12 protein-coding genes and 1 pseudogene are annotated in these 18738 nt (G+C 73.5%); 6 read left to right on the top strand and 7 right to left on the bottom strand.

The features are described from left to right. Positions 1 to 15 precede the first annotated feature (15 nt). Genes A4E84_RS06950 through A4E84_RS06930 form a run of 5 tightly spaced genes read right to left on the bottom strand, consistent with a single transcriptional unit; the run spans position 16 to position 4395 of the window. A complete protein-coding gene (locus A4E84_RS06950; RefSeq protein WP_062925703.1) occupies positions 16 to 885 on the bottom strand; it encodes a 5-oxoprolinase subunit C family protein in 870 nt (289 codons plus the stop codon). Continuing rightward, positions 882 to 1499 (bottom strand): 5-oxoprolinase subunit B family protein, encoded by a 618-nt coding sequence (locus A4E84_RS06945; RefSeq protein WP_062925702.1) that lies wholly within the window; start codon positions 1497 to 1499, stop codon positions 882 to 884. The genes A4E84_RS06950 and A4E84_RS06945 overlap by 4 nt, the downstream gene beginning before the upstream one ends. After that, entirely contained in the window at positions 1496 to 2254 is a 759-nt protein-coding gene (locus A4E84_RS06940) for a LamB/YcsF family protein (RefSeq protein WP_062925701.1), read from the bottom strand. Before A4E84_RS06940 ends, A4E84_RS06945 begins: the two co-directional genes overlap by 4 nt. A gap of 15 nt (positions 2255 to 2269) precedes the next feature. Further along, on the bottom strand, positions 2270 to 3097 hold the full coding sequence (locus tag A4E84_RS06935) for a putative hydro-lyase (RefSeq protein WP_062925700.1): 828 nt from the start codon (positions 3095 to 3097) through the stop codon (positions 2270 to 2272). Next, positions 3094 to 4395 carry an MFS transporter gene (locus A4E84_RS06930; protein ID WP_062931345.1) on the bottom strand — a complete coding sequence of 434 codons (1302 nt, stop codon included), beginning with the start codon at positions 4393 to 4395 and terminating at the stop codon, positions 3094 to 3096. The genes A4E84_RS06935 and A4E84_RS06930 overlap by 4 nt, the downstream gene beginning before the upstream one ends. A gap of 171 nt (positions 4396 to 4566) precedes the next feature. Between A4E84_RS06930 and A4E84_RS06925 the strand changes: the two genes are divergently transcribed. From A4E84_RS06925 to A4E84_RS06910, 4 genes are all read left to right on the top strand, one after another. After that, positions 4567 to 5262: a GntR family transcriptional regulator gene (locus tag A4E84_RS06925; protein ID WP_062925699.1), complete on the top strand. Its 696-nt coding sequence runs from the start codon at positions 4567 to 4569 to the stop codon at positions 5260 to 5262. A 209-nt stretch (positions 5263 to 5471) separates the two neighbouring features. Beyond that, complete coding sequence (locus tag A4E84_RS06920; protein ID WP_062925698.1) at positions 5472 to 6998, top strand: hypothetical protein; 1527 nt, start codon at positions 5472 to 5474, stop codon at positions 6996 to 6998. A 31-nt stretch (positions 6999 to 7029) separates the two neighbouring features. Beyond that, a complete protein-coding gene (locus A4E84_RS06915) occupies positions 7030 to 7911 on the top strand; it encodes a hypothetical protein (protein ID WP_062925697.1) in 882 nt (293 codons plus the stop codon). A 37-nt stretch (positions 7912 to 7948) separates the two neighbouring features. Then, positions 7949 to 12580: a coiled-coil domain-containing protein gene (locus A4E84_RS06910; protein ID WP_062925696.1), complete on the top strand. Its 4632-nt coding sequence runs from the start codon at positions 7949 to 7951 to the stop codon at positions 12578 to 12580. A 150-nt stretch (positions 12581 to 12730) separates the two neighbouring features. Here the strand turns inward: A4E84_RS06910 and A4E84_RS06905 are convergent. Further along, positions 12731 to 13913: pseudogene (locus tag A4E84_RS06905) on the bottom strand (APC family permease); the annotation flags it as partial. A gap of 330 nt (positions 13914 to 14243) precedes the next feature. After that, a complete protein-coding gene (locus A4E84_RS06900; protein ID WP_107308282.1) occupies positions 14244 to 14849 on the bottom strand; it encodes a hypothetical protein in 606 nt (201 codons plus the stop codon). Between the two features lie 377 nt (positions 14850 to 15226). Between A4E84_RS06900 and A4E84_RS06895 the strand changes: the two genes are divergently transcribed. Next, positions 15227 to 18304 carry a sensor histidine kinase gene (locus A4E84_RS06895; RefSeq protein ID WP_062925695.1) on the top strand — a complete coding sequence of 1026 codons (3078 nt, stop codon included), beginning with the start codon at positions 15227 to 15229 and terminating at the stop codon, positions 18302 to 18304. Beyond that, a complete protein-coding gene (locus A4E84_RS06890; protein ID WP_031109090.1) occupies positions 18301 to 18735 on the top strand; it encodes a roadblock/LC7 domain-containing protein in 435 nt (144 codons plus the stop codon). The genes A4E84_RS06895 and A4E84_RS06890 overlap by 4 nt, the downstream gene beginning before the upstream one ends. Positions 18736 to 18738 lie beyond the last annotated feature (3 nt).

Genomic DNA, 18738 nt, shown 5'->3' with positions numbered 1-18738 from the left:
ACCTGCAGACGGGGCCTAGCGGCGCCGTACGGCCACGAAGCGGACCGGGGTGCCGGGGACCGCCTGCGCGGCGGCCGGGAGGTCGGCGGCGCGGACCACGGCGATCACCGGGTAGCCCCCGGTGGTCGGGTGGTCGGCCAGGAACACCACCGGCCTGCCGTCCGGCGGGACCTGCACGGCCCCCAGCACCATGCCCTCGCTGAGGAGTTCACCCGGCCGGGCCCGCTCCAGGGCGGGCCCCTCCGTGCGCAGTCCGATGCGGTTGCTCGCGGAGGACACCCGGTAGGGCCGGGAAACGAAGGCCCGTACGGCCCCGGGCGTGAACCAGCCGTCGCGCGGGCCGAGCGTCACCCGCAGCACCAGCTCGGACGGTGGCGCCGGCTGCGGGGCGACGTCCACGCGCGCGTGCACGCCGACCGGCCGTCCCAGGGGCAGCACCGTTCCGTCCGCGAGCGGGGGCGGGCCGAGCCCCGACAGCAGGTCCGTCGACCGGCTGCCGAGCACCGGCTCGACCGCGATGCCCCCAAAGACCCCCACGTAGGCGCGCAGACCCGACAGGGCGGGACCGACATCCAGCAGCGCCCCGGCGGGCACGCGCACCGGCGCGCCCCAGGCGACGGGCCGTCCGTCCACCGTGACCCGGCAGGGCGCGCCCGCGACCGCCACGGTGACGGTCGAACGGGGGCGTACGGCACAGCCGTCGAGGGTCGTCTCCAGCACGGCCGTCTCCGGCGGATTGCCGGCGAGCCGGTTGACGAGGTCGGCCGCGGGCCGGTCCAGCGCCCCGGAGCGGGGCACGCCGAGATGGGCGTGCCCGGGTCGGCCCGCGTCCTGCACGGTGGTGAGGGCCCCTGCCCGGACGATGGCGAGGGCGCGGTCCGTCATGACCCCGCCTCGGGGACGAACCGCACCGGCGTGCCCGGTGACAGCAGCGCGGCCGGCACGCGCGCGTGGTCCCACAGCACGGCGTCCGTGGTGCCGATCAGCTGCCAGCCGCCCGGCGAGGAGCGTGGGTACACGCCCGTGTACGGGCCCGCCAGGGCGACCGACCCGGCCGGGACGGCCGTGCGCGGAGTGGCCCGGCGCGGGACGTCGTAGCGCGGCGGCAGCCCGGTGAGGTAGCCGAAGCCGGGGGCGAAGCCGCAGAAGGCCACCCGGAACTCGGTGTCGCCGTGGATACGGGCGACCTCCCGCACCGGCACGCCCCAGTGCGCGGCGACCTCGGCCAGGTCCGGACCGTCGTAGCGGACCGGGATCTCCACCACGTCACGCGCGCGTGGGGGAGCGGCCGGCAGGTCGGCGGCGGTCAGTTCGGCGGCCAGCCGGGCGGGGGCGTCGAGGCCGTCGAGGAGGACCGTGCGGGCCGCGGGCACGATCTCGCGGACCGACAGCGTTCCCTCCGCGCGGCGCCGCAGCAGCTCCGCGTGCAGGGCCTGGGCCTCGTCGCCCGAGGAGACCTCGACGAGCAGGGCGTCCTCGCCGACGGGCAGGACCTTCATGCGAAGGCCTCCACCCGGACGCCCGACGTCTCCAGCCGCTCCCGCACCCGGCGCGCCAGCTCCACCGCACCGGGGGTGTCGCCGTGCAGGCACAGGGAACGCGCGCGTACCTCGATGCGCGTGCCCGAGCGGGAGACGACCTCTCCGGAACGGGCCAGGCCCAGGGATCGCTCCACGACGGCGTCCGGGTCGGTGACCACGGCGCCCTCCAGCGTGCGCGGCACCAGGGTGCCCTCATCGGTGTACGCCCGGTCCGCGAACGCCTCGGTGACGACCGGCAGTCCGGCCTTCCCGGCCAGCTCCAGCAGGCGCGAGCCGGGCAGCCCGAGCACGGGCAGCGCGGCGTCCGCGAGGAGCACGCCGTCGACGACCGCGGCGGCCTGCTCCTCGTCGTGCACGACCCGGTTGTAGAGCGCGCCGTGCGGTTTCACGTAGGCGACGCGGGCGCCGGCCGCGCGCGCGAAGACCTCCAACGCGCCGATCTGGTAGGCGACTTCCGCCGCCAGCTCGGCGGGCGGCACGTCCATCGCGCGCCGCCCGAACCCGGCCAGGTCCCGGTAGGACACCTGGGCGCCGATGCGGACCCCGCGCGCGGCTGCCAGCTCACACACCCGGCGCATGGTGACCGCGTCCCCGGCGTGGAAGCCGCAGGCCACGTTGGCGCTGGTGACGACGGACAGCAGCCGTTCGTCGTCGGTGAGCCGCCAGCGGCCGAAGCCCTCACCGAGGTCGGCGTTCAGGTCGATCGAGGTCATGTGCCGTGTCTCCTGTCAGGCCACGCGGTACTGCTCGTCGCGGGCGTCGGTGAGGAACATCTGCCCCGGGGCGTGCGTGAGGGCGAACGGCGGACGCGAGGCCATCACGGCCGCCTGCGGGGTCACTCCGCAGGCCCAGAAGACCGGGATGTCGTCCGGCTCGGCGTCCACCGCGTCCCCGAAGTCGGGGCGGCCGAGGTCGTCGATGCCGAGACCCGAGGGGTCACCACAGTGCACGGGGCTGCCGTGCACCGCCGGCATGAGACTGCTCTCCCGGAGCGCCGCCGCCAGCTGCTGGGGCGGCACCGGCCGCATGGACACCACCAGCGGGCCGTGCAGCCGCCCCGCCGGACGGCACTGCCGGCTCGTCACGTACATCGGGACGTTGCGCCCCTGCTCGACGTGGCGCATCGGCACGCCCGCCTCGCCCAGCGCCCACTCGAAGGTGAAGCTGCATCCGATGAGGAACGACACCAGGTCGTCCCGCCAGTACGCGCGCACGTCCGTCGGTTCGTCCACCAGCTCGCCGTCCCGCCACACGCGGTAGCGCGGCAGGTCGGTGCGCAGGTCCGCGCCCTCGGCGAGCACGGTCGTCCAGGAGCCGGCGTCCGTGACGTCGAGGACCGGGCAGGGCTTGGGGTTGCGCTGGCAGAACAGCAGCATGTCGTAGGCCCAGTCGGCGGGCACCGAGATCAGGTTGACCTGGGTGTGGCCCGCCGCGACCCCGGCCGTGGGGCCGGTCAGGCCCGCCCGGAAGCGGGACCGGGCCGTTCCGGGGCTCCACGCGCGCGCGTGCTCGTCGACGAGGAGCAGGGGGCGGTCATCGGTACTCGTGCGGTTCACGCGAGCTCCTTTCCGCGCGTCTCCGGCAGGCCCAGCAGCGCGAGCGCCGCGATGCCGTAGCCGATCGCACCGAAGACCAGCGCGCCGCCGACGCCCCAGCTGTCGGCCAGGAACCCGACCGTCGTCGGGAACACGGCGCCCACGGCGCGGCCGGTGTTGTACGTGAATCCCTGCCCGGTCCCGCGCACCGCAGTCGGGTACAGCTCGCTCAGGTAGGACCCGAAGCCGCTGAAGATCGCCGACATGCAGAACCCGAGCGGGAAACCGAGCACCAGGAGCAGGGTGTTGGCACCGCTGGGGATGTTCGCGTACGCCAGGATGCAGAGCGCGGAGAGCAGGGCGAAGAGCCAGATGTTGCGCCGCCTGCCCAGCTTGTCCGTGAGATAACCGCCGGTCAGGTAGCCGAGGAACGCGCCCGATATGAGGAGCGTCAGATAGCCGCCGGTGCCGACGACCGACAGGTCGCGCTCGGACTTCAGATACGTCGGAACCCACGTGGCCAGCGTGTAGTAGCCGCCCTGGACGCCGGTCGACAGCAGTCCGGCGAAGATCGTGACCCGCAGCAGGCCGGGCTTGAAGATGGCCGTGAACGAGCCCTTCTCCGCGCTCTGTTCACGCGCGGCGGCCGCCTCGGGGGCGTCGTGCACACTGCGCCGCAGCCAGACGACGAGCAGAGCGGGCAGCGCCCCGGTCCAGAACATGATGCGCCAGGCCAGGTCGTCGCCGGCCACCGAGAAGATGACGGTGTAGGCGATCACGGCCATGCCCCAGCCGACCGCCCAGGAGCTCTGGATCGCGCCGAGCGTCCGGCCCCGGTGCTTGGCGCTCGCGTACTCGGCGACCAGGATCGCGCCGACCGCCCACTCGCCGCCGAAGCCGAGCCCCTGGAGGGCGCGGAAGACCAGCAGGGTCTCGTAGTTGGGCGCGAAACCGCAGGCGACGGTGAACACCGCGTAGGTGATCACCGTGACCATCAGCGCCTTCACCCGGCCGACACGGTCCGCCAGGACGCCCGCGAGGGCGCCGCCGACCGCGGAGACCACCAGGGTGACCGTCGTGAAGAGGCCCGTCTGACCGCTGTTCAGGCCGAAGTAGGCGGACAGCGCGACCATGCTCAGCGGCAGCGTGAAGTAGTCGTACGAGTCCAGGGCATAGCCGCCGAAGGCACCGGCGAAGGCGCGGCGGCCGCGCGGGCCCAGCGCCCGCAGCCAGCCGAACGCCCCGTCGTCCGAGGTGCGTTCGGGGCTCGCGGGGCGTGTGTCGTCGGTCAGGGCCTGCGGTGGAGGGGTCGTGCTCATGGGCACCTCGCAGAGGGAGGACGGAGGGTGCTTCGGGGTGAGCCGTGCCGTGCGGAAGCGGTCGGCGCCGCGGTGGGGGAGCGACGCCGTGCACAGCACCGTAGAGGATTGTTCAACGATCCCTCAATACCCATGTTGGTTCGTTCTTGGGATCTGCGATTGAATTCCGGCATGGCAGAGCAGCTGAAGGACCTCGCCGACGACCGGGCTCTCCTGGGGCGCACCAGTACCGCGGAGCGGGTCTCGGACATCCTCAGGAGCCGTATCGCCGAGGGCTACTTCCCTCCTGGCACCCGCCTGTCGGAGGACAGCATCGGCGGCGCCCTCGGCGTCTCCCGCAACACGCTGCGCGAGGCGTTCCGGCTGCTCACGCACGAGCGACTGCTCGTCCACGAGCTGAACCGGGGCGTCTTCGTCCGGGTCCTGACCGTGGAGGACGTCGAGGACATCTACCGCACCCGGCGGCTGGTCGAGTGCGCCGTCGTGCGCGGTCTGGGCGAGCCCCCGTACGGCCTCGACGGGCTCGCCGACGCCGTGGAGGAGGGGCGCCGGGCGGCCCGGGAAGGTGACTGGAAGGGTGTGGGTACGGCCAACATCCACTTCCACCGGGAACTGGTCGCTCTCGCCGCGAGCGAGCGCACCGCCGAGCTGATGCGCAGCGTCTTCGCCGAACTGCGGCTGGCCTTCCATGTGGTGGACGAGCCGCAGCGCCTGCACGAGCCGTACATCGCGCGAAATGTCGCGATTCTGGAGGCTCTTCAGGCGGGGGACCGGGGGAAGGCCGAGCGTCTGCTCGCCGGGTACCTCGACGACTCGCTGGAGCGTGTGGTGGAGGTGTACCGGCGGCGGGTCGGCGAGGACGGGTGAAGGCGGCGGCCGAGGGCGGGTGAGGGTGGCGGTCGAGGGGGGAAGGCGGGGGAGGGGGGCGGGCGAGGGGTGAAGGCGGCGGCCGAGGGCGGATGAGGGCGGCGGTCGAGGGGTGAAGGCGGTGGCCGAGGGCGGGTGAGGGCGGCGGCGCAGGGGGGCGTACCGCGTCGTTTGGGTTGTTGTCAGACCCAGGACCTAGTCTGTGCACCGTGACTTCGCCTGCATCGACGGACAGCGTTCCGCCCCAGCTCAGCGCGGGGCCGCGCCCCGCCCCGGGGCCGGCCGCCGACGAGGGCCTGGCGCGGCGGCTGCGTGCGCTCGCCTGCACCGCGCCGCTGCACGACCTGGACGCCCGCAAGGCCAACCTGGCCGGCGAGTACTCGGTGTACGGCATGGCGGAGGTCGCCCTCGCGGCCATCGACCTGGTCACCCTCAACATGGACTTCGACACGGGCGCGGACCACGACCAGATCGTCGCCCGCCTCATCCCGCGCATCGCCGCCCAGGCCGCCCAGCGGCCCGCCGCCGAGCACGAGCGGGTGGCCCGCTGGGTCCTGGAGAACCTGATCAACGTCGGCAGCGTCGACCGCGGCTTCCGCGCGGTGTACGGCACGTTCGGCGCGGACGGCACGTATGTGCGCCGCGACTACGACTTCAAGCTGATCGAGGAGGTCCCCGGCCCCGGCGGCACGGTCTACCTCCGTACGACGGACGAGGCGGTCAACGTCCTCGTCGGCGCCCTCGACACGGACGTCACCAGTGCGCAGATCGCCGCCGAGGTCAAGCTGGAAGTGCTGATCAGCCGCGGCCGGCTCGCCGACGCCCAGCTCGCGGCCGAACAGGCCCGCTACCGCACCGTGCAGTACTCGGAGACCCTGCGCCGCGCCCTGGACGCGACCCGGCGCAACGTGCGCGCGGTGGACTGGCTCAGCACCGTGCCCGACATGATCGCCGAGGCGCTGGAGCACGTCGCCGACCGCTACCGCCACGAGAACGCGATCCTCACCAACATCCGCAAGGCGCGCGACGAGTCCGAGGATCCCGAGCAGAAGCGCCGCGCCGCCGAGCTCGTGGACATCGTCAAGGACTGCATCCGCCGGCACACACAGCTGCAGTCCCGGCTGCTGGAAGCCGGGCCGCTGTTCCGCGCCGAGCAGGACCGGCAGGCCTTCGCCACTCCGATGACGACCTCGGGGACAGACCTGTACGGGCATCTCCTCTCGCCCGTGCTGCCACTGCCGCTGGAGCAGGCCGTCCGCGTCACCGACGCCTTCTTCGGCCGCGGCACCGGGCTGCGCACGCCGGTGTCCGTGCGGGTCGGCGACCTGGTCGACATACTGCTGACGCCGCCGGCGGAGCGGGAGCACCTGGGTGCGGAGATGCCGGAGCCGGACCTCATCGCCACGCCGGACGACAGCCGGTTCAGCGAGGAGCAGATGGCGGCGGCGCAAGAGCTGCTCGACCTGCCGGCGGACGCGCCGCGCCGGTTGTCGGGGCTCCTCGCCGAGGCCCGGCGGCAGGACCCCGAGCTGCCCTACCTGGTGGCCCTGCTGGCGGTGCACGCCGCCAGCCCGCCGGTCGGTACGGCCTATCGCCAGGGCGAGCAGAAGCTGCTGTTCGCCGTGGACGACGGGACCGAGCTCGACGACCCGGAGTTCGGCGGAGCGGACCTGATCGTCGGCACCGCACTGCTGGACGCGGCGGGGATGGCGGCGGACCGGACGGAAGCAGCATGAGTCAGTACGAGTGGCACAAGGAGTCCCGACCGTGAGCGAGCATGTCGAATGGAGCGAGCCGGACGGACCGGCCCCGGCGGCCGGCGCGGCCGTCACTCCCGCCGACGCCGCCGACGCGGCTCGGCTCGTGTCCTTCGGCCTGCAGCCCAAGCTGCAGCCCGCCCGTGACCAGGAGTACGCCGACCTGCTGCGGCGCTACCGCGAGGACCCGCCGTTCGCGCGGCTCGCGGACGCCGTGGCGACCGGTCTGGGGCTGATCGTCCTGGAGGTGTCCCCGCGCGCGGGCATGGCCGTGACCGCCGCGGAGGACTCGGTGTTCGCCGTCCGCATGGGCGACTACGCGCGTCGTACGTCCGCCGACGGCGGCGACCGGTTCCTGCACGGTCTCGCACATCTCGCCGTCGCCGCCATGGCGTTCCCGCGCCCCGAGGACCTCGCCGACGACGGCTACATCGGCCGCGTCACGGTCAACGGCGTCGACGCCTTCGTGCGCCAGGCCTGCCGTCGCCTGGAGGAGCGCGCCGAGGAACAGGGCGAGAACACCGACCCGGCGACCGACGCACCCGGCCTGGAGGCCGCCTGGCGGATCTGGGTGCGGCGCAGCGCCACCGGCGCCACCAAGGACGCGCGCCGGCTCGCCGGTTCGACCACCGGCATCGTCGCCAAGGCCGTCGCGTTCCTCACCGACTCCGGATTCCTCCAGCGCACCGGCGACGACCACGGCGGCACGTACCGCACGACCGCCCGCTACCAGCTCCAGGTCCGCGACCTGGCCGGCAGCGCCGCCCTGGCCGAGCTGCTGGAACTGGGCGTCGTCCCGGTCACCGACGGCACACCGACGCTGCTGCCCCCCGAGGAGGGCGACGACCTGGAGCTGGCCGCCGACGCCGGGCTGCCGTTCCACTCCTCCTGAACTCCCCCCACCTGACGAAGACTTACGAGAGTCCGCCATGTACGAGCTGTCCCGGGTCCGCCTCTACTCGATCGGGCCCGCCGGTGCGCGCTACGCCGACACCGTGCTTGACCTGCGCGGTGTGGGCGAGATCGTGCCCGACCCCGCGCCCGCCCAGGCGGAGTTCTTCGAGGAGGAGCCGGTCGGCCCGCCCCGCCGGCCCGCGCCCGCCGGCGTGCTCTTCCTGGAGAACGGCGGCGGCAAGTCGGTGCTGCTCAAGCTGATCTTCTCCGTGATGCTGCCGGGTCACCGCAACACCCTCGGCGGCGCCAGCTCCGGCGTGCTGCGCAAGTTCCTGCTCGCCGACGACTGCGGACACGTCGCGCTGGAGTGGCAGCACGTGCTGACGGGCGAGTGCGTCGTCGTCGGCAAGGTCAGCGAGTGGCGCGGGCGGCAGGTCTCCAACGACCCGCGGAAGTTCGCAGAGGCCTGGTACTCCTTCCGCCCCGGGCCCGGACTGAGCCTCGACAGCCTCCCCGTGGCCGAGTCCACCGCCGTACGGGCCCCGGTCGAGGGCCAGTCCAGTGCGCGCGGGCGGCGCCGCACCATGAAGGGCTTCCGGGACGCCCTCACGGAGGCGGGCAAGACGTACCCGCACCTGGAGGTGCACTGGGAGGAGATCCACGACCGCTGGATCGAGCACCTCGGCGACCTCGGACTCGACCCCGAACTCTTCCGCTACCAGCGCGAGATGAACGCCGACGAAGGTGAGGCCGCCGGTCTCTTCGCCGTCAAGAAGGACGCCGACTTCACCGATCTGCTGCTGCGGGCCGTCACCGACACCCGCGACACCGACGGGCTCGCCGACCTGGTCAGCGGCTTCGGCAACAAGCTGGGCCGGCGCGCCGAACTGATCGCCGAACGTGACTTCACCGCCGGGTCCGTCGATCTTCTCGGGCGGATCGTGGAGGCCGCCGAGGCCCGCTCCCGCGCGCGTGACATCCACGCCGGAGCCGAGCGCCGTACCCGGACCCTGGCCCGCAGGCTGTCCGCGCGCGGTGTGCGGGAACGGGGCCGGGCCGCCGACCTGGCCCAGCGGGTCACCGCCGCCGCGTACGCCGTCACGCACGCCGAGGCGGCCCGCGAGCGCAGCGCGCTGATCTCCGCCGAACTCGCCTACCGGCACGCCTCCCTGGCCCTCGCCGGGGCCGAGAAGTCCGCCGCCGCGCAGAAGCGCGAACTCGCCGACGCGCGCACCCTGTACGCCGCCTGGCAGGCCGCCGAGGTCGTGCTGCGCCACCGTGCCGCCTCCGACCGCGTCGCCCGCGTGTCCGCCGCGATCCAGGAGGCCGAGCGGGACGCAGCGCCCGCGCTGGCCGCCCGCTCCAAGGCCGCCGTCGACCTCGTGCGCGCCCTGCACGCGGCCGCGGAGAAGGCGGAGAGCCACGCCAACGAGGAGGAGGAGCGCTCCGCCGCCCTCCAGGAGGTCAGCGACGCGGCCTACCGCGACTCCACCGCCGCCGCCACGCAGGCGCAGCGCGCCCGCAGCGAGGTCGGCCACCTCAAGCAGCGCCTCGCCGAGGTCGAGCAGGAGACCGCCGAGGCGGTCCGGGCCGGCTGGCTGGACGACTCCGCGCCCGACGCCGACCCGGCCCGGGCGGCCCTGGCCGCCAGCGACGCCGAGAAGTCCGCCGTCGCGGCATGGGACTCGGCCCGCGAGGCGGCCCGCCGGGCCACGGAGCACGCCCGCGAAGCCGCTTCCACCGAGAACCGCGCGGAACTGACCGCGGCCCGGGCGGCCGACGCGGCGACAGCGGCGGAGCGATCGTACGAGGCGGAGCGCCGCACCGCTGAGGCACTGGCGGGGGAGGAGCGGCTGGCGGAACTGCTCAGCCTGACCCCGGAGCCACGCCCGGGCATCCCGCACCCCCGGCACGGCACGGACAGCGAGCCGGTCACCCCGTCGGCCTCCGGCGAGCAGGGACTCACCGCCGAGGAACTCGACCGCTTCGCCGACGATCTGCGCGACCTGCTCGACGACGCCGTCTCCTCCGCCGAGCGGCAGCTGTTCGAGCTGCGTACGGCCGCCGCCGACGACTCCCGGATCCTCGGCGCGCTCGGCGACGGCGGGCTGCTGCCGCCCGGCCCGGACGTCCTGGCCACGGTCGAGTTCCTCGGCGAGCACGGCATCCCCGCGCTGCCCGGCTGGCGCTACCTCGCCCAGGCCGTCGACCCGGCCGACCACGCCCGCGTGCTGGCCGCCCGGCCCGAACTCGTCGACGGCGTGATCATCACCGACCCGGACTCCCACGCCCGGGCCCGGGAGGCCCTGGGCGACGCCGCACTGCTGCCCCGCTCCGCCGTGGCGGTCGGCACCGCCGCCGCCCTGCTCGCCCCGACCCCGGCCCCGGACAGCGACAGCGGCGACGTGTTCCTCGTGCCGCCGAACCCCGCCATGCACGACGAGCACGCCGCCGACGAGGAGCGGCAGGCACTGCGCGCCCGGGCGACCGAGCGGGACGAGGAGATCCGCAGGCTCGCCGCCCGGCTCGGCAAGGACCGCGAGCTGGCCGCCCGGCTCGCTTCCTGGCGCACCGGCTGCCCCGCCGGCCGGCTCGCCGAACTGGCCCAGGCGGCCCACGCCGCCCGGACGTTCACCGAGGAGTCGGAGGCCGAACTCGCCGAGGCCCGCACCGTGCGGGCCGAGGCCGACGAGGTCGCGGCCGAGGCCGCGCGCGTCCGGGACGAGCGCCAGGAAGCCGCCCAGAAGGCCCGCCGCTCCGCCGACGCCCTCGCCGGGCTCGCCTTCCGGCTGCGCGAGCGGGCCGGATGGCAGGTCAAACTGCGCGAACTGGCCGACGAGGCGGCCGAGTCCGAAGCGAGCGCCCAGGCCTGCCTGGAGCGGGCCCGGGCCGCCGACGAGGACCGGCGTGCCGCCCAGCGGGCCGCCGACGACACCCGCCGCACCGCCCGCGCGCTGCGCGCCGAGCGCTCCGAGATCGCCGGCGCCCCCGACGACGTACCCGAGGACGACGCCCAGACCCCCAAAGCCTCCCTGCCCGCCCTGCGCGAGGCCTACCGCGCCGCGTCCCAGCTGTACGAGAAGGTCGGCGTGGGCGCCGACCTGCGCGCCGAGCAGGCCCGTGCCGAGAGCGACGAGAGCGCGGCCCGCGCGGAACTGGACCGGCTCAGCAACAAGGTCCGTACACGCGCGGAGCAGCTCCTCGAATCCCCCGACGGCTCCGACGGCCCCAGCCGCCAGGCTGCCGCAGCCCGCGCCGAGGAACTGGTGCAGCTCCTGGAGACGCGGATGTCGACCGCCAGCGAGCAGCTCGGACGGCTGCGCGGCGAGGCCGAACGCCTCGCCCCCGCAGACGACGGCGAGACGCACACCGACCTGCCCGAGGACCTCCAGCCGCGCGACGCCGAGCACGCGCAGACCCTGCTGCGCACCGCCACGGCCGAACTCGCCTCCCACACCGAGGCGCTCGACCGGGCCCGGGAGGCACACGCCGAACTCCTCGACGCCCACCGCGCCGCCGAGGACGCGGCAAGCGGCTTCGACGAGATCGCCGCCATGCTCCGCGACCTGCTCCGCGAGCACACCACGGACGAGCAGCACGAAGAGCCCGAGCCCTACCCCGGCACCACGGAGGAGGCCCGGCAGGCGGCCGCCGAGGCCCGCCGCTCCCTGCGCGGCTGCGCCGCCGACCTTTCCGCCGCCGAGGCCGCCGTCCGCGAGGCGAGCGACATCCTCGTCCGGCACGCCAACTCCACGCGCTACGAGCAGGTCCGCACCCCGGCCCGCCAGCAGATCCGCGAACTGCCCGCCTCCACGCTGCCCGAGCACGCCCAGAAGTGGGCGGACGCCTTCGCGCCCCGGCTCCGTGTCCTGACCGACGAGCTGGAGCAGCTGGAGCGCAACCGCGACTCGATCGTGGACCGCCTGCGCGGCCTCGTCGAGTCGGCCCTGGCCACCTTGCGCTCCGCCCAGCGGCTCTCCCGGCTGCCCGAGGGCCTCGGCGAATGGTCCGGGCAGGAGTTCCTCCGCATCCGCTTCGAGGAGCCCGACCAGGCCACGCTCACCGAGCGGCTCGGCGAGGTCATCGACGAAGCCACCCGCGCCGCCGTCAAGAAGAACTCCGACCTGCGCCGCGACGGCATGTCCCTGCTGCTGCGGGGCGTCGCCGCCGCCCTGCAGCCCAAGGGCGTCGCCGTCGAGATCCTCAAGCCGGACGCGGTGCTGCGCGCCGAGCGCGTCCCCGTCGGGCAGATGGGCGACGTCTTCTCCGGCGGGCAGCTCCTCACCGCCGCCATCGCCCTCTACTGCACGATGGCCGCGCTGCGCTCGAACGACCGGGGCCGCGACAAGCACCGGCACGCCGGCACACTGTTCCTCGACAACCCCATCGGCCGCGCCAACGCCACGTACCTGCTGGAACTCCAGCGGGCGGTGTCGGACGCCCTGGGCGTCCAGCTCCTGTACACCACGGGCCTGTTCGACACCACCGCGCTGGCCGAGTTCCCCCTGGTCATCCGCATGCGCAATGACGCCGACCTGAGGGCGGGCCTCAAGTACATCAGCGTCGAGGAGCACCTCCGCCCGGGCCTGCCGCGTGAGGCTCCCGCCGGGGAAGCCGTACACAGCGAGATCACGGCGACCAGGATGTACAAGCGCCCGGTTTCCTAGAACCGGGCGGTCAGCGGTCAGCGGCCAGCGGCCAGCACCCAGCACCCAGTGGCCAGCGGCCAGCACCCAGCACCCAGTGGCCAGCGGCCAGCACCCAGCACCCAGTGGCCAGTGGCCAGCAGCCAGTGGCCAGCGGTCCGTGGCCGGCGGTCAGCCGGCCGTCGGCGCGGCGACGGGAGCGGTGGCCGGGGCCTCGGGACGGTGCTCGGCGAGCACACCGGTCCGGTGCCGCTGGACGAACCAGTAGTGGGCGAAGCCGCCACCCGCGATGACGGCGACGAACAGCACCGCGCCCCAGCGCAGGTACCCGTGGTAGGGAGCCGCGGCGTTGTAGACCGTGGCGCGCGGCCAGATCAGGTTGAGCGTCATGGCGCCCCCCACAGGACGGCCAGAATGTTGACCGGCAGACCCCAGCGGCCCAGCGAGGACCGGCCCTCACCCGCGGGCTGCCACGTCCCGCGCAGCCGGGCGACCAGCAGCGGCACCGTGACGCCCAGGTACTTCAGGCAGATCATGATGATGCCGATGCTGGTGACGACCGTGAATATCTGCGGCTGAAAGATCCGCGACTGGCGGATGTTGACCACCAGGATCGCCAGAGCCAGGATCGTGATGATCACGGTCGGCAGGACCGGTGTCTGGAACCCGCGGATGGCACTTGGCCAGCACCGAGGACGCGGGCAGGTTGTTGTCGCGAGCCATGGCGAACGCCAGCCGGACCGCTGCCGTGTGCACGGCGAGGGCGCACACCGTCACCGCGATCAGCACACACACCACAGCATCGCCTTGCCGGCCGTCGGGCCGAGCACGTCCAGCACGATGTGCTGCAGGCCGTCCTTGGACAGCTTCTCGCCCTTGAGGCTGGACACGCTCATCAGCGCGAGCAGCAGGATCAGACCGCCGAGCACGAAGGACGCCACGATCGCCCGGATGATCGCACGCGGCGCGTTCCTGGTCGGGTCCAGGGGCTCCTCGCCGAGCGAGGCGGCGGTGTCGAAGCCGTACATGACGTACGCCGAGGCCAGCGAGGCCACCAGGAAGGCGCCCAGGTAGCCGTTTCCGCACCCCGAGCCGGTGCCGTGCGTCTCCATGACGACCTGCGGACCACGCGTATGTGGACCGCGAAGAGGATGATCAGAACGACGGTGGCGGTCAACTCGATGAACACGCCCGCCGTGTTGATCCGTGCCATCGACTTCACGCCGAAGGCGTTCACGAGGGTCGTGAACAGGATCAACACCGCGGCCAGGATGACCGCGTTGGTCGCCACGTCGTACGTACCGGTGCCGTCCCCCAGGAACCGGAAGAACGACGAGATCTGCGGCAGCGTCAACTAGCAGGCCGGCGCGACGGCCGAGGACCGAGGCGGAGTGCTGGTGACTGCCCCACTCCGCAACCCACTCCGCACCCGGCTCCGCACCCGTCCTACCGCTTCGATGAGTTCAGGCAGCGTCGTGCCGGTCCGGGCCGCGCAGCCCGCCGCAGGGCACCACGACGCCCCTCAGCCGAACTCCGCGCCACGTACCGCTGGTCGGAGTGAGCACAGTTGGTCCCAGGGTGAGGAGTGGGCGCAGTCGGACCCAAGGCGAGGAGGCGGCGGTTCTGGCCTGGCCCAGCCGCCGCTCGCCCGCGCCCGGTCGCCCCGCCCCCGTCGCAACGGGTCTTACGAGTGGGACAACTGCCCGGCCCCACCCCGGCGGCGTATCCGCGCCTGGGCCCGCTCGGCGGCCCGCTCCTGCCGCCGGGTCCGGCGCCGCTCGCGCCGCAGGGCCCGCGCCGTGCTGCTCGGCACGGACACCACCCCGTTGCGCTGGTTCCAGACCTGGCGGGTCACCCACACGTCGAGCGCACCCCAGGTGGCCGCGATCGTGCTGACCACACTGCTGATCACCATCGGGAACGCCAGCCAGGACCCGGCCATCGTGCACAGGAAGGCCACCATCGCCTGGAGCACTGTCACGGCTATGAGGAGGACCGCTCGTACGGCCGCCGTCCGCACCGGATCCGGCAAGCGACGCCGGCGCGCGGGCTCCTCGACCCACAGGGGCCGGTAGTGCTGCTGTTCCCTGGCGCCGCGGCCCACCTCGTGCGTCAGGCCCTCCGTCTCCCCTCCCGAGGGGGCCGCCACGCCCCCGGGGATGTCGCGATCGGTCGCCTCGGGATCCCGATGCCCCGTCAGCTGCGCCCCACTCGTCCTGGGCGCACCGCGCCGTTCCGCCGTGCCCATCACCGTGTCACTCCCCACCGCCAGCAGACCGCTCGCTCGCATCCGTAGACCCGTGCTCCCCAGTGGCTGCCCGGCTTGCGCTGTTTTACGCCGCCCAGATGCGGGACGCGGCTCCTGTGGCCGATTCCGCCCCCGTTTCCCGTAAGGAAGGACGAACAACTCGTCACGAAGATTCCCGGGAAACGAAAAGTTTCAGCCAACCGTCCTGGCGAAGTCCGGGGATTGGTCCGCGCCACGACCACCGGTTTCGGGGAGACAACTCCCGCAATGCCCGGACAACTCGCCACGCCGCGTGGCTGGCGCGGAAGTTCATGTTCCGGACCGGCTTTCGAGTTCCCTGTGGGTCGGTAGTAGGCTCGCGCCGTTTGTTGACGCACATGTGTACCCCCGGTAGCCGGGGGCCCGAGCTGGGGGAGGCCATGCGCTTTCGCGGGAAGTCCATCCGCCGGAAGATCGTGGCGCTGCTTCTCGTGCCGCTGGTGTCCCTGACCGCGATCTGGGCCTTCGCCACCGTGCTCACGGGACGTGAGGCGGGCGACCTGTTCAACGTGTCGTCCGTGGTGGAGAAGATCGGCTACCCCATCGAGGACACCGTTCGCGTCCTCCAGGAGGAACGCCGCCAGACCCTCGTCCACCTCGCCGACCCCCGCGCCTCCGACGGGCTCGCCGCGCTCCGGCGCAGCCGGACCGCCACCGACAAGGCCGTCAGCAGCATCCGTGAGAACGCCCGCAACCCCGATGTGCGCGACGCCATGGGCGCGGACACCGACGAGCGGCTGACCGCCGTTCTGGACGCCTTCGACGGCATCGAGTCGCTGCGCCGCAGTGTCGAGGACGGCACCGTCAACCGCAGCCAGGCCCTCGACCTCTACAACCGGCTCGTCGACCCCTGCTACGTCCTGCTCGCCAATCTGCACGTGGTCGACAACGTCGAACTGGACAAGCAGTACCGCGCGCTGGTCAATCTCGCCCGCGCCCGCGAACTGCTCTCCCGCGAGGACGCCCTCCTCGGCTCCGCCCTGATCGTCGGCAGGATCTCCCACTCCGAAGAGCGGGACATCTCCGACCTCGTGGCCCAGCGCACCTTGATGTACGACGTCAACCTGCCGCTGCTGCCCGTTGCGGAGCGGGACCGCTACCAGAGCTTCTGGAAGAACGCCTCCTCCGCCCCCCTGCGCGTGGCCGAGGAAGCCGCCGTCTCCTCCGGGGCCGGAACCCCCCGCGGTATCTCCGCCAAGGGCTGGGACAGCGCCGCCGGTAACGTGCTCGACGAGCTCGGCACCCTCAACGACCAGGCCAACGACCGTTACCAGGACCGCGTCCACCCCGTCGCCGTAGGCGTCATCGCCAAGGCGGTCATCGCCGGCGCACTCGGCCTGATCGCGCTGCTGCTCTCCCTCTTCCTGTCCGTACGCGTCGGCCGCACCCTCATCCGCGATCTGCGGCAGCTGCGTCTGGAGGCACACGAGGCGTCCGGAGTGCGCCTGCCCAGCGTCATGCGCCGCCTCTCCGCGGGCGAGCAGGTCGACGTCGAGACCGAGGTCCCGCGCCTCGAATACGACAAGAACGAGATGGGTGAGGTCGGCCAGGCCCTCAACACCCTGCAGCGCGCCGCCGTCGAGGCCGCCGTCAAGCAGGCCGAGCTGCGCGCAGGCGTCTCCGAGGTCTTCGTCAACCTCGCGCGCCGCAGCCAGGTCCTGCTCCACAAGCAGCTCACCCTGCTCGACGCCATGGAACGCCGGACCGAGGACACCGAGGAACTCGCCGACCTGTTCCGCCTCGACCACCTCACCACCCGCATGCGCCGGCACGCCGAGGGCCTCGTGATCCTCTCCGGCGCCGCGCCCTCCCGGCAGTGGCGCAAGCCCGTCCAGCTCATGGACGTCGTGCGCGCCGCCGTCGCCGAGGTCGAGGACTACGAACGCATCGAGGTCCGCCGCCTTCCGCGCATCGCCATCAGCGGCCCGGCCGTCGCGGACCTCACGCATCTCGTGGCCGAACTCCTGGAGAACGCCACAGTGTTCTCGCCGCCGCACACCGCCGTGCAGGTTCTCGGCGAGCGTGTCGCCAACGGCTTCACCCTGGAGATCCACGACCGTGGTCTCGGCATGGCCGCCGAAGCGCTGCTGGACGCCAATCTCCGGCTCGCCGAGACGCCGGAGTTCGAGCTGTCCGACACCGACCGGCTCGGTCTGTTCGTGGTCAGCCGTCTCGCCCAGCGCCAGAACGTCCGGGTCTCCCTGCAGCCCTCCCCGTACGGCGGCACGACCGCAGTGGTCTTCATCCCCGACGCCCTGCTGACCGACGACGTCCCGGACACCAACGGCATCGGGTTCCGGCTCGACCGCCCCCAGCTGGCCCCGGACAGCGAGCCGCAGGACAGCCGCCGTGCCGCGCTGTCCCAGGCACCTGCGCAGCGCACCGGCCTGCCCGCCTCCCTGCTGGACGGCCCTGTCGAGCTGGAGGCCCCCGTCGACCTGGAGACCATCGGGGAGTTCCCCGGCGCCATCCAGGACGAGGACAGTGAACACGGCGGTCTGTTCCGCCCCCGCCACTCCCTCACCCGCGCCTCGGACGAGACGGCGGGCCGCCGCACCGACCCGCGCCGGCAGAGCGCCGATGCCCGGGGCGCGGCGGACCGGAGCGACAGCGACGAGGAGCTGAGCGCTCCCGTCCAGCTGCCCCGCCGCCACACCCCCAAGCTGGTCAGCTCGCACGGGCGCCCGGTCACCGAGCAGCGCCCCCGGCGGGGGAAGACGGACGAGGAGACCACCACGGCCACCGGCCGAACGGAGTCCAGCCCCACCTCCGCCCTCCCGCAGCGCCGCCGGGGCGAGGAGCCCACGAGCGGCCGGGCCACCGGCCGGCCGGGACCCGAGCCCGCGTCCCCCCTTCCGGCCCGGCGCCCCGGCGAGGGCTCCGCGGACGGCAGCCGACGCGGGGACGCCCTGCCGGACGCGCCGCCGCTGCCGGCGCGCCGCCGCGGGACGGAATCCGCCCGCCGTGGCATCGGATCGGCCGGCCGCGACGAGAACCACACGGAATCCCCGGCCTCGCCCGGCAGCGCCGCCGGTGACCGATCCGAGCCGTCCGCTCTGCCCTCGCGGACCCGCCGCGCGGAGATCGCCTCGAGCGGCCCGGACGGACCGGACCACGGCTCCGGCCCCACGTCGCAGGTCACCGACAGGCCCTCGGGCCACGGGACAGGCTCCGGCGCCGCGCCCCGGCAGACCGGTTCCGCACCACCGCCCGGCTCCGGCTCCGCGCCGTTGCCCCGGCGTGTCCGCCAGGCCAACCTGGCCCCGCAACTGAAGCGGAGCTCGGAGCCGCGTACCGACGACAGGGCCGAGCCCGTCGAACGCGACGCCGAGGAAGTACGCAGCCGCATGGCATCGCTCCAGCGTGGCTGGCAGCGTGGCCGTGAGGAGAACGCCGAGGGCGACTCAGCCCACAGCGGCGCAGCACCACAAGGAACGACAGAGGGGGACGGTCGATGACCGCACCGAAGGCGACCGGCCACACCGCGACCATCAAGGGGGAGCTGAACTGGCTCCTCGACGACCTGGTGGACCGTGTCGCGAGCATCCGCAAGGCCCTCGTGCTCTCCGGCGACGGTTTGCCGACGGGCGTGTCCAAGGACCTGACCAGGGAGGACAGCGAGCACCTGGCCGCCGTCGCCTCCGGGTTCCACAGCCTCGCCAAGGGTGTGGGGCGTCATTTCGAGGCCGGCAACGTCCGCCAGACGGTTGTCGAGCTCGACGACGCCTTCCTGTTCGTGACGGCCGCCGGTGACGGCAGCTGCCTCGCCGTCCTCTCGGACGCCGACTCCGACGTCGGCCAGGTCGCCTACGAGATGACGCTCCTCGTGAAGCGAGTGGGCGTGCATCTGGCCGCCGCTCCGCGCACCGATCTGCCCGCAGGCGGGTAGTGG

The sequence above is a fragment of the Streptomyces qaidamensis genome (assembly GCF_001611795.1).
Classification (GTDB): domain Bacteria; phylum Actinomycetota; class Actinomycetes; order Streptomycetales; family Streptomycetaceae; genus Streptomyces; species Streptomyces qaidamensis.
The sequence above is the reverse complement of the archived record's forward strand: the minus strand, read 5'-3'. Positions and strand labels throughout refer to the sequence as shown.

Coding starts and splice junctions, on each gene's coding strand:
- A4E84_RS06950 (WP_062925703.1), bottom strand. CDS start 885: ATGACGGACCGCGCCCTCGCCATCGTCCGGGCAGGGGCCCTCACCACC.
- A4E84_RS06945 (WP_062925702.1), bottom strand. CDS start 1,499: ATGAAGGTCCTGCCCGTCGGCGAGGACGCCCTGCTCGTCGAGGTCTCC.
- A4E84_RS06940 (WP_062925701.1), bottom strand. CDS start 2,254: ATGACCTCGATCGACCTGAACGCCGACCTCGGTGAGGGCTTCGGCCGC.
- A4E84_RS06930 (WP_062931345.1), bottom strand. CDS start 4,395: ATGAGCACGACCCCTCCACCGCAGGCCCTGACCGACGACACACGCCCC.
- A4E84_RS06925 (WP_062925699.1), top strand. CDS start 4,567: ATGGCAGAGCAGCTGAAGGACCTCGCCGACGACCGGGCTCTCCTGGGG.
- A4E84_RS06910 (WP_062925696.1), top strand. CDS start 7,949: ATGTACGAGCTGTCCCGGGTCCGCCTCTACTCGATCGGGCCCGCCGGT.
- A4E84_RS06900 (WP_107308282.1), bottom strand. CDS start 14,849: ATGCGAGCGAGCGGTCTGCTGGCGGTGGGGAGTGACACGGTGATGGGC.
- A4E84_RS06895 (WP_062925695.1), top strand. CDS start 15,227: ATGCGCTTTCGCGGGAAGTCCATCCGCCGGAAGATCGTGGCGCTGCTT.
- A4E84_RS06890 (WP_031109090.1), top strand. CDS start 18,301: ATGACCGCACCGAAGGCGACCGGCCACACCGCGACCATCAAGGGGGAG.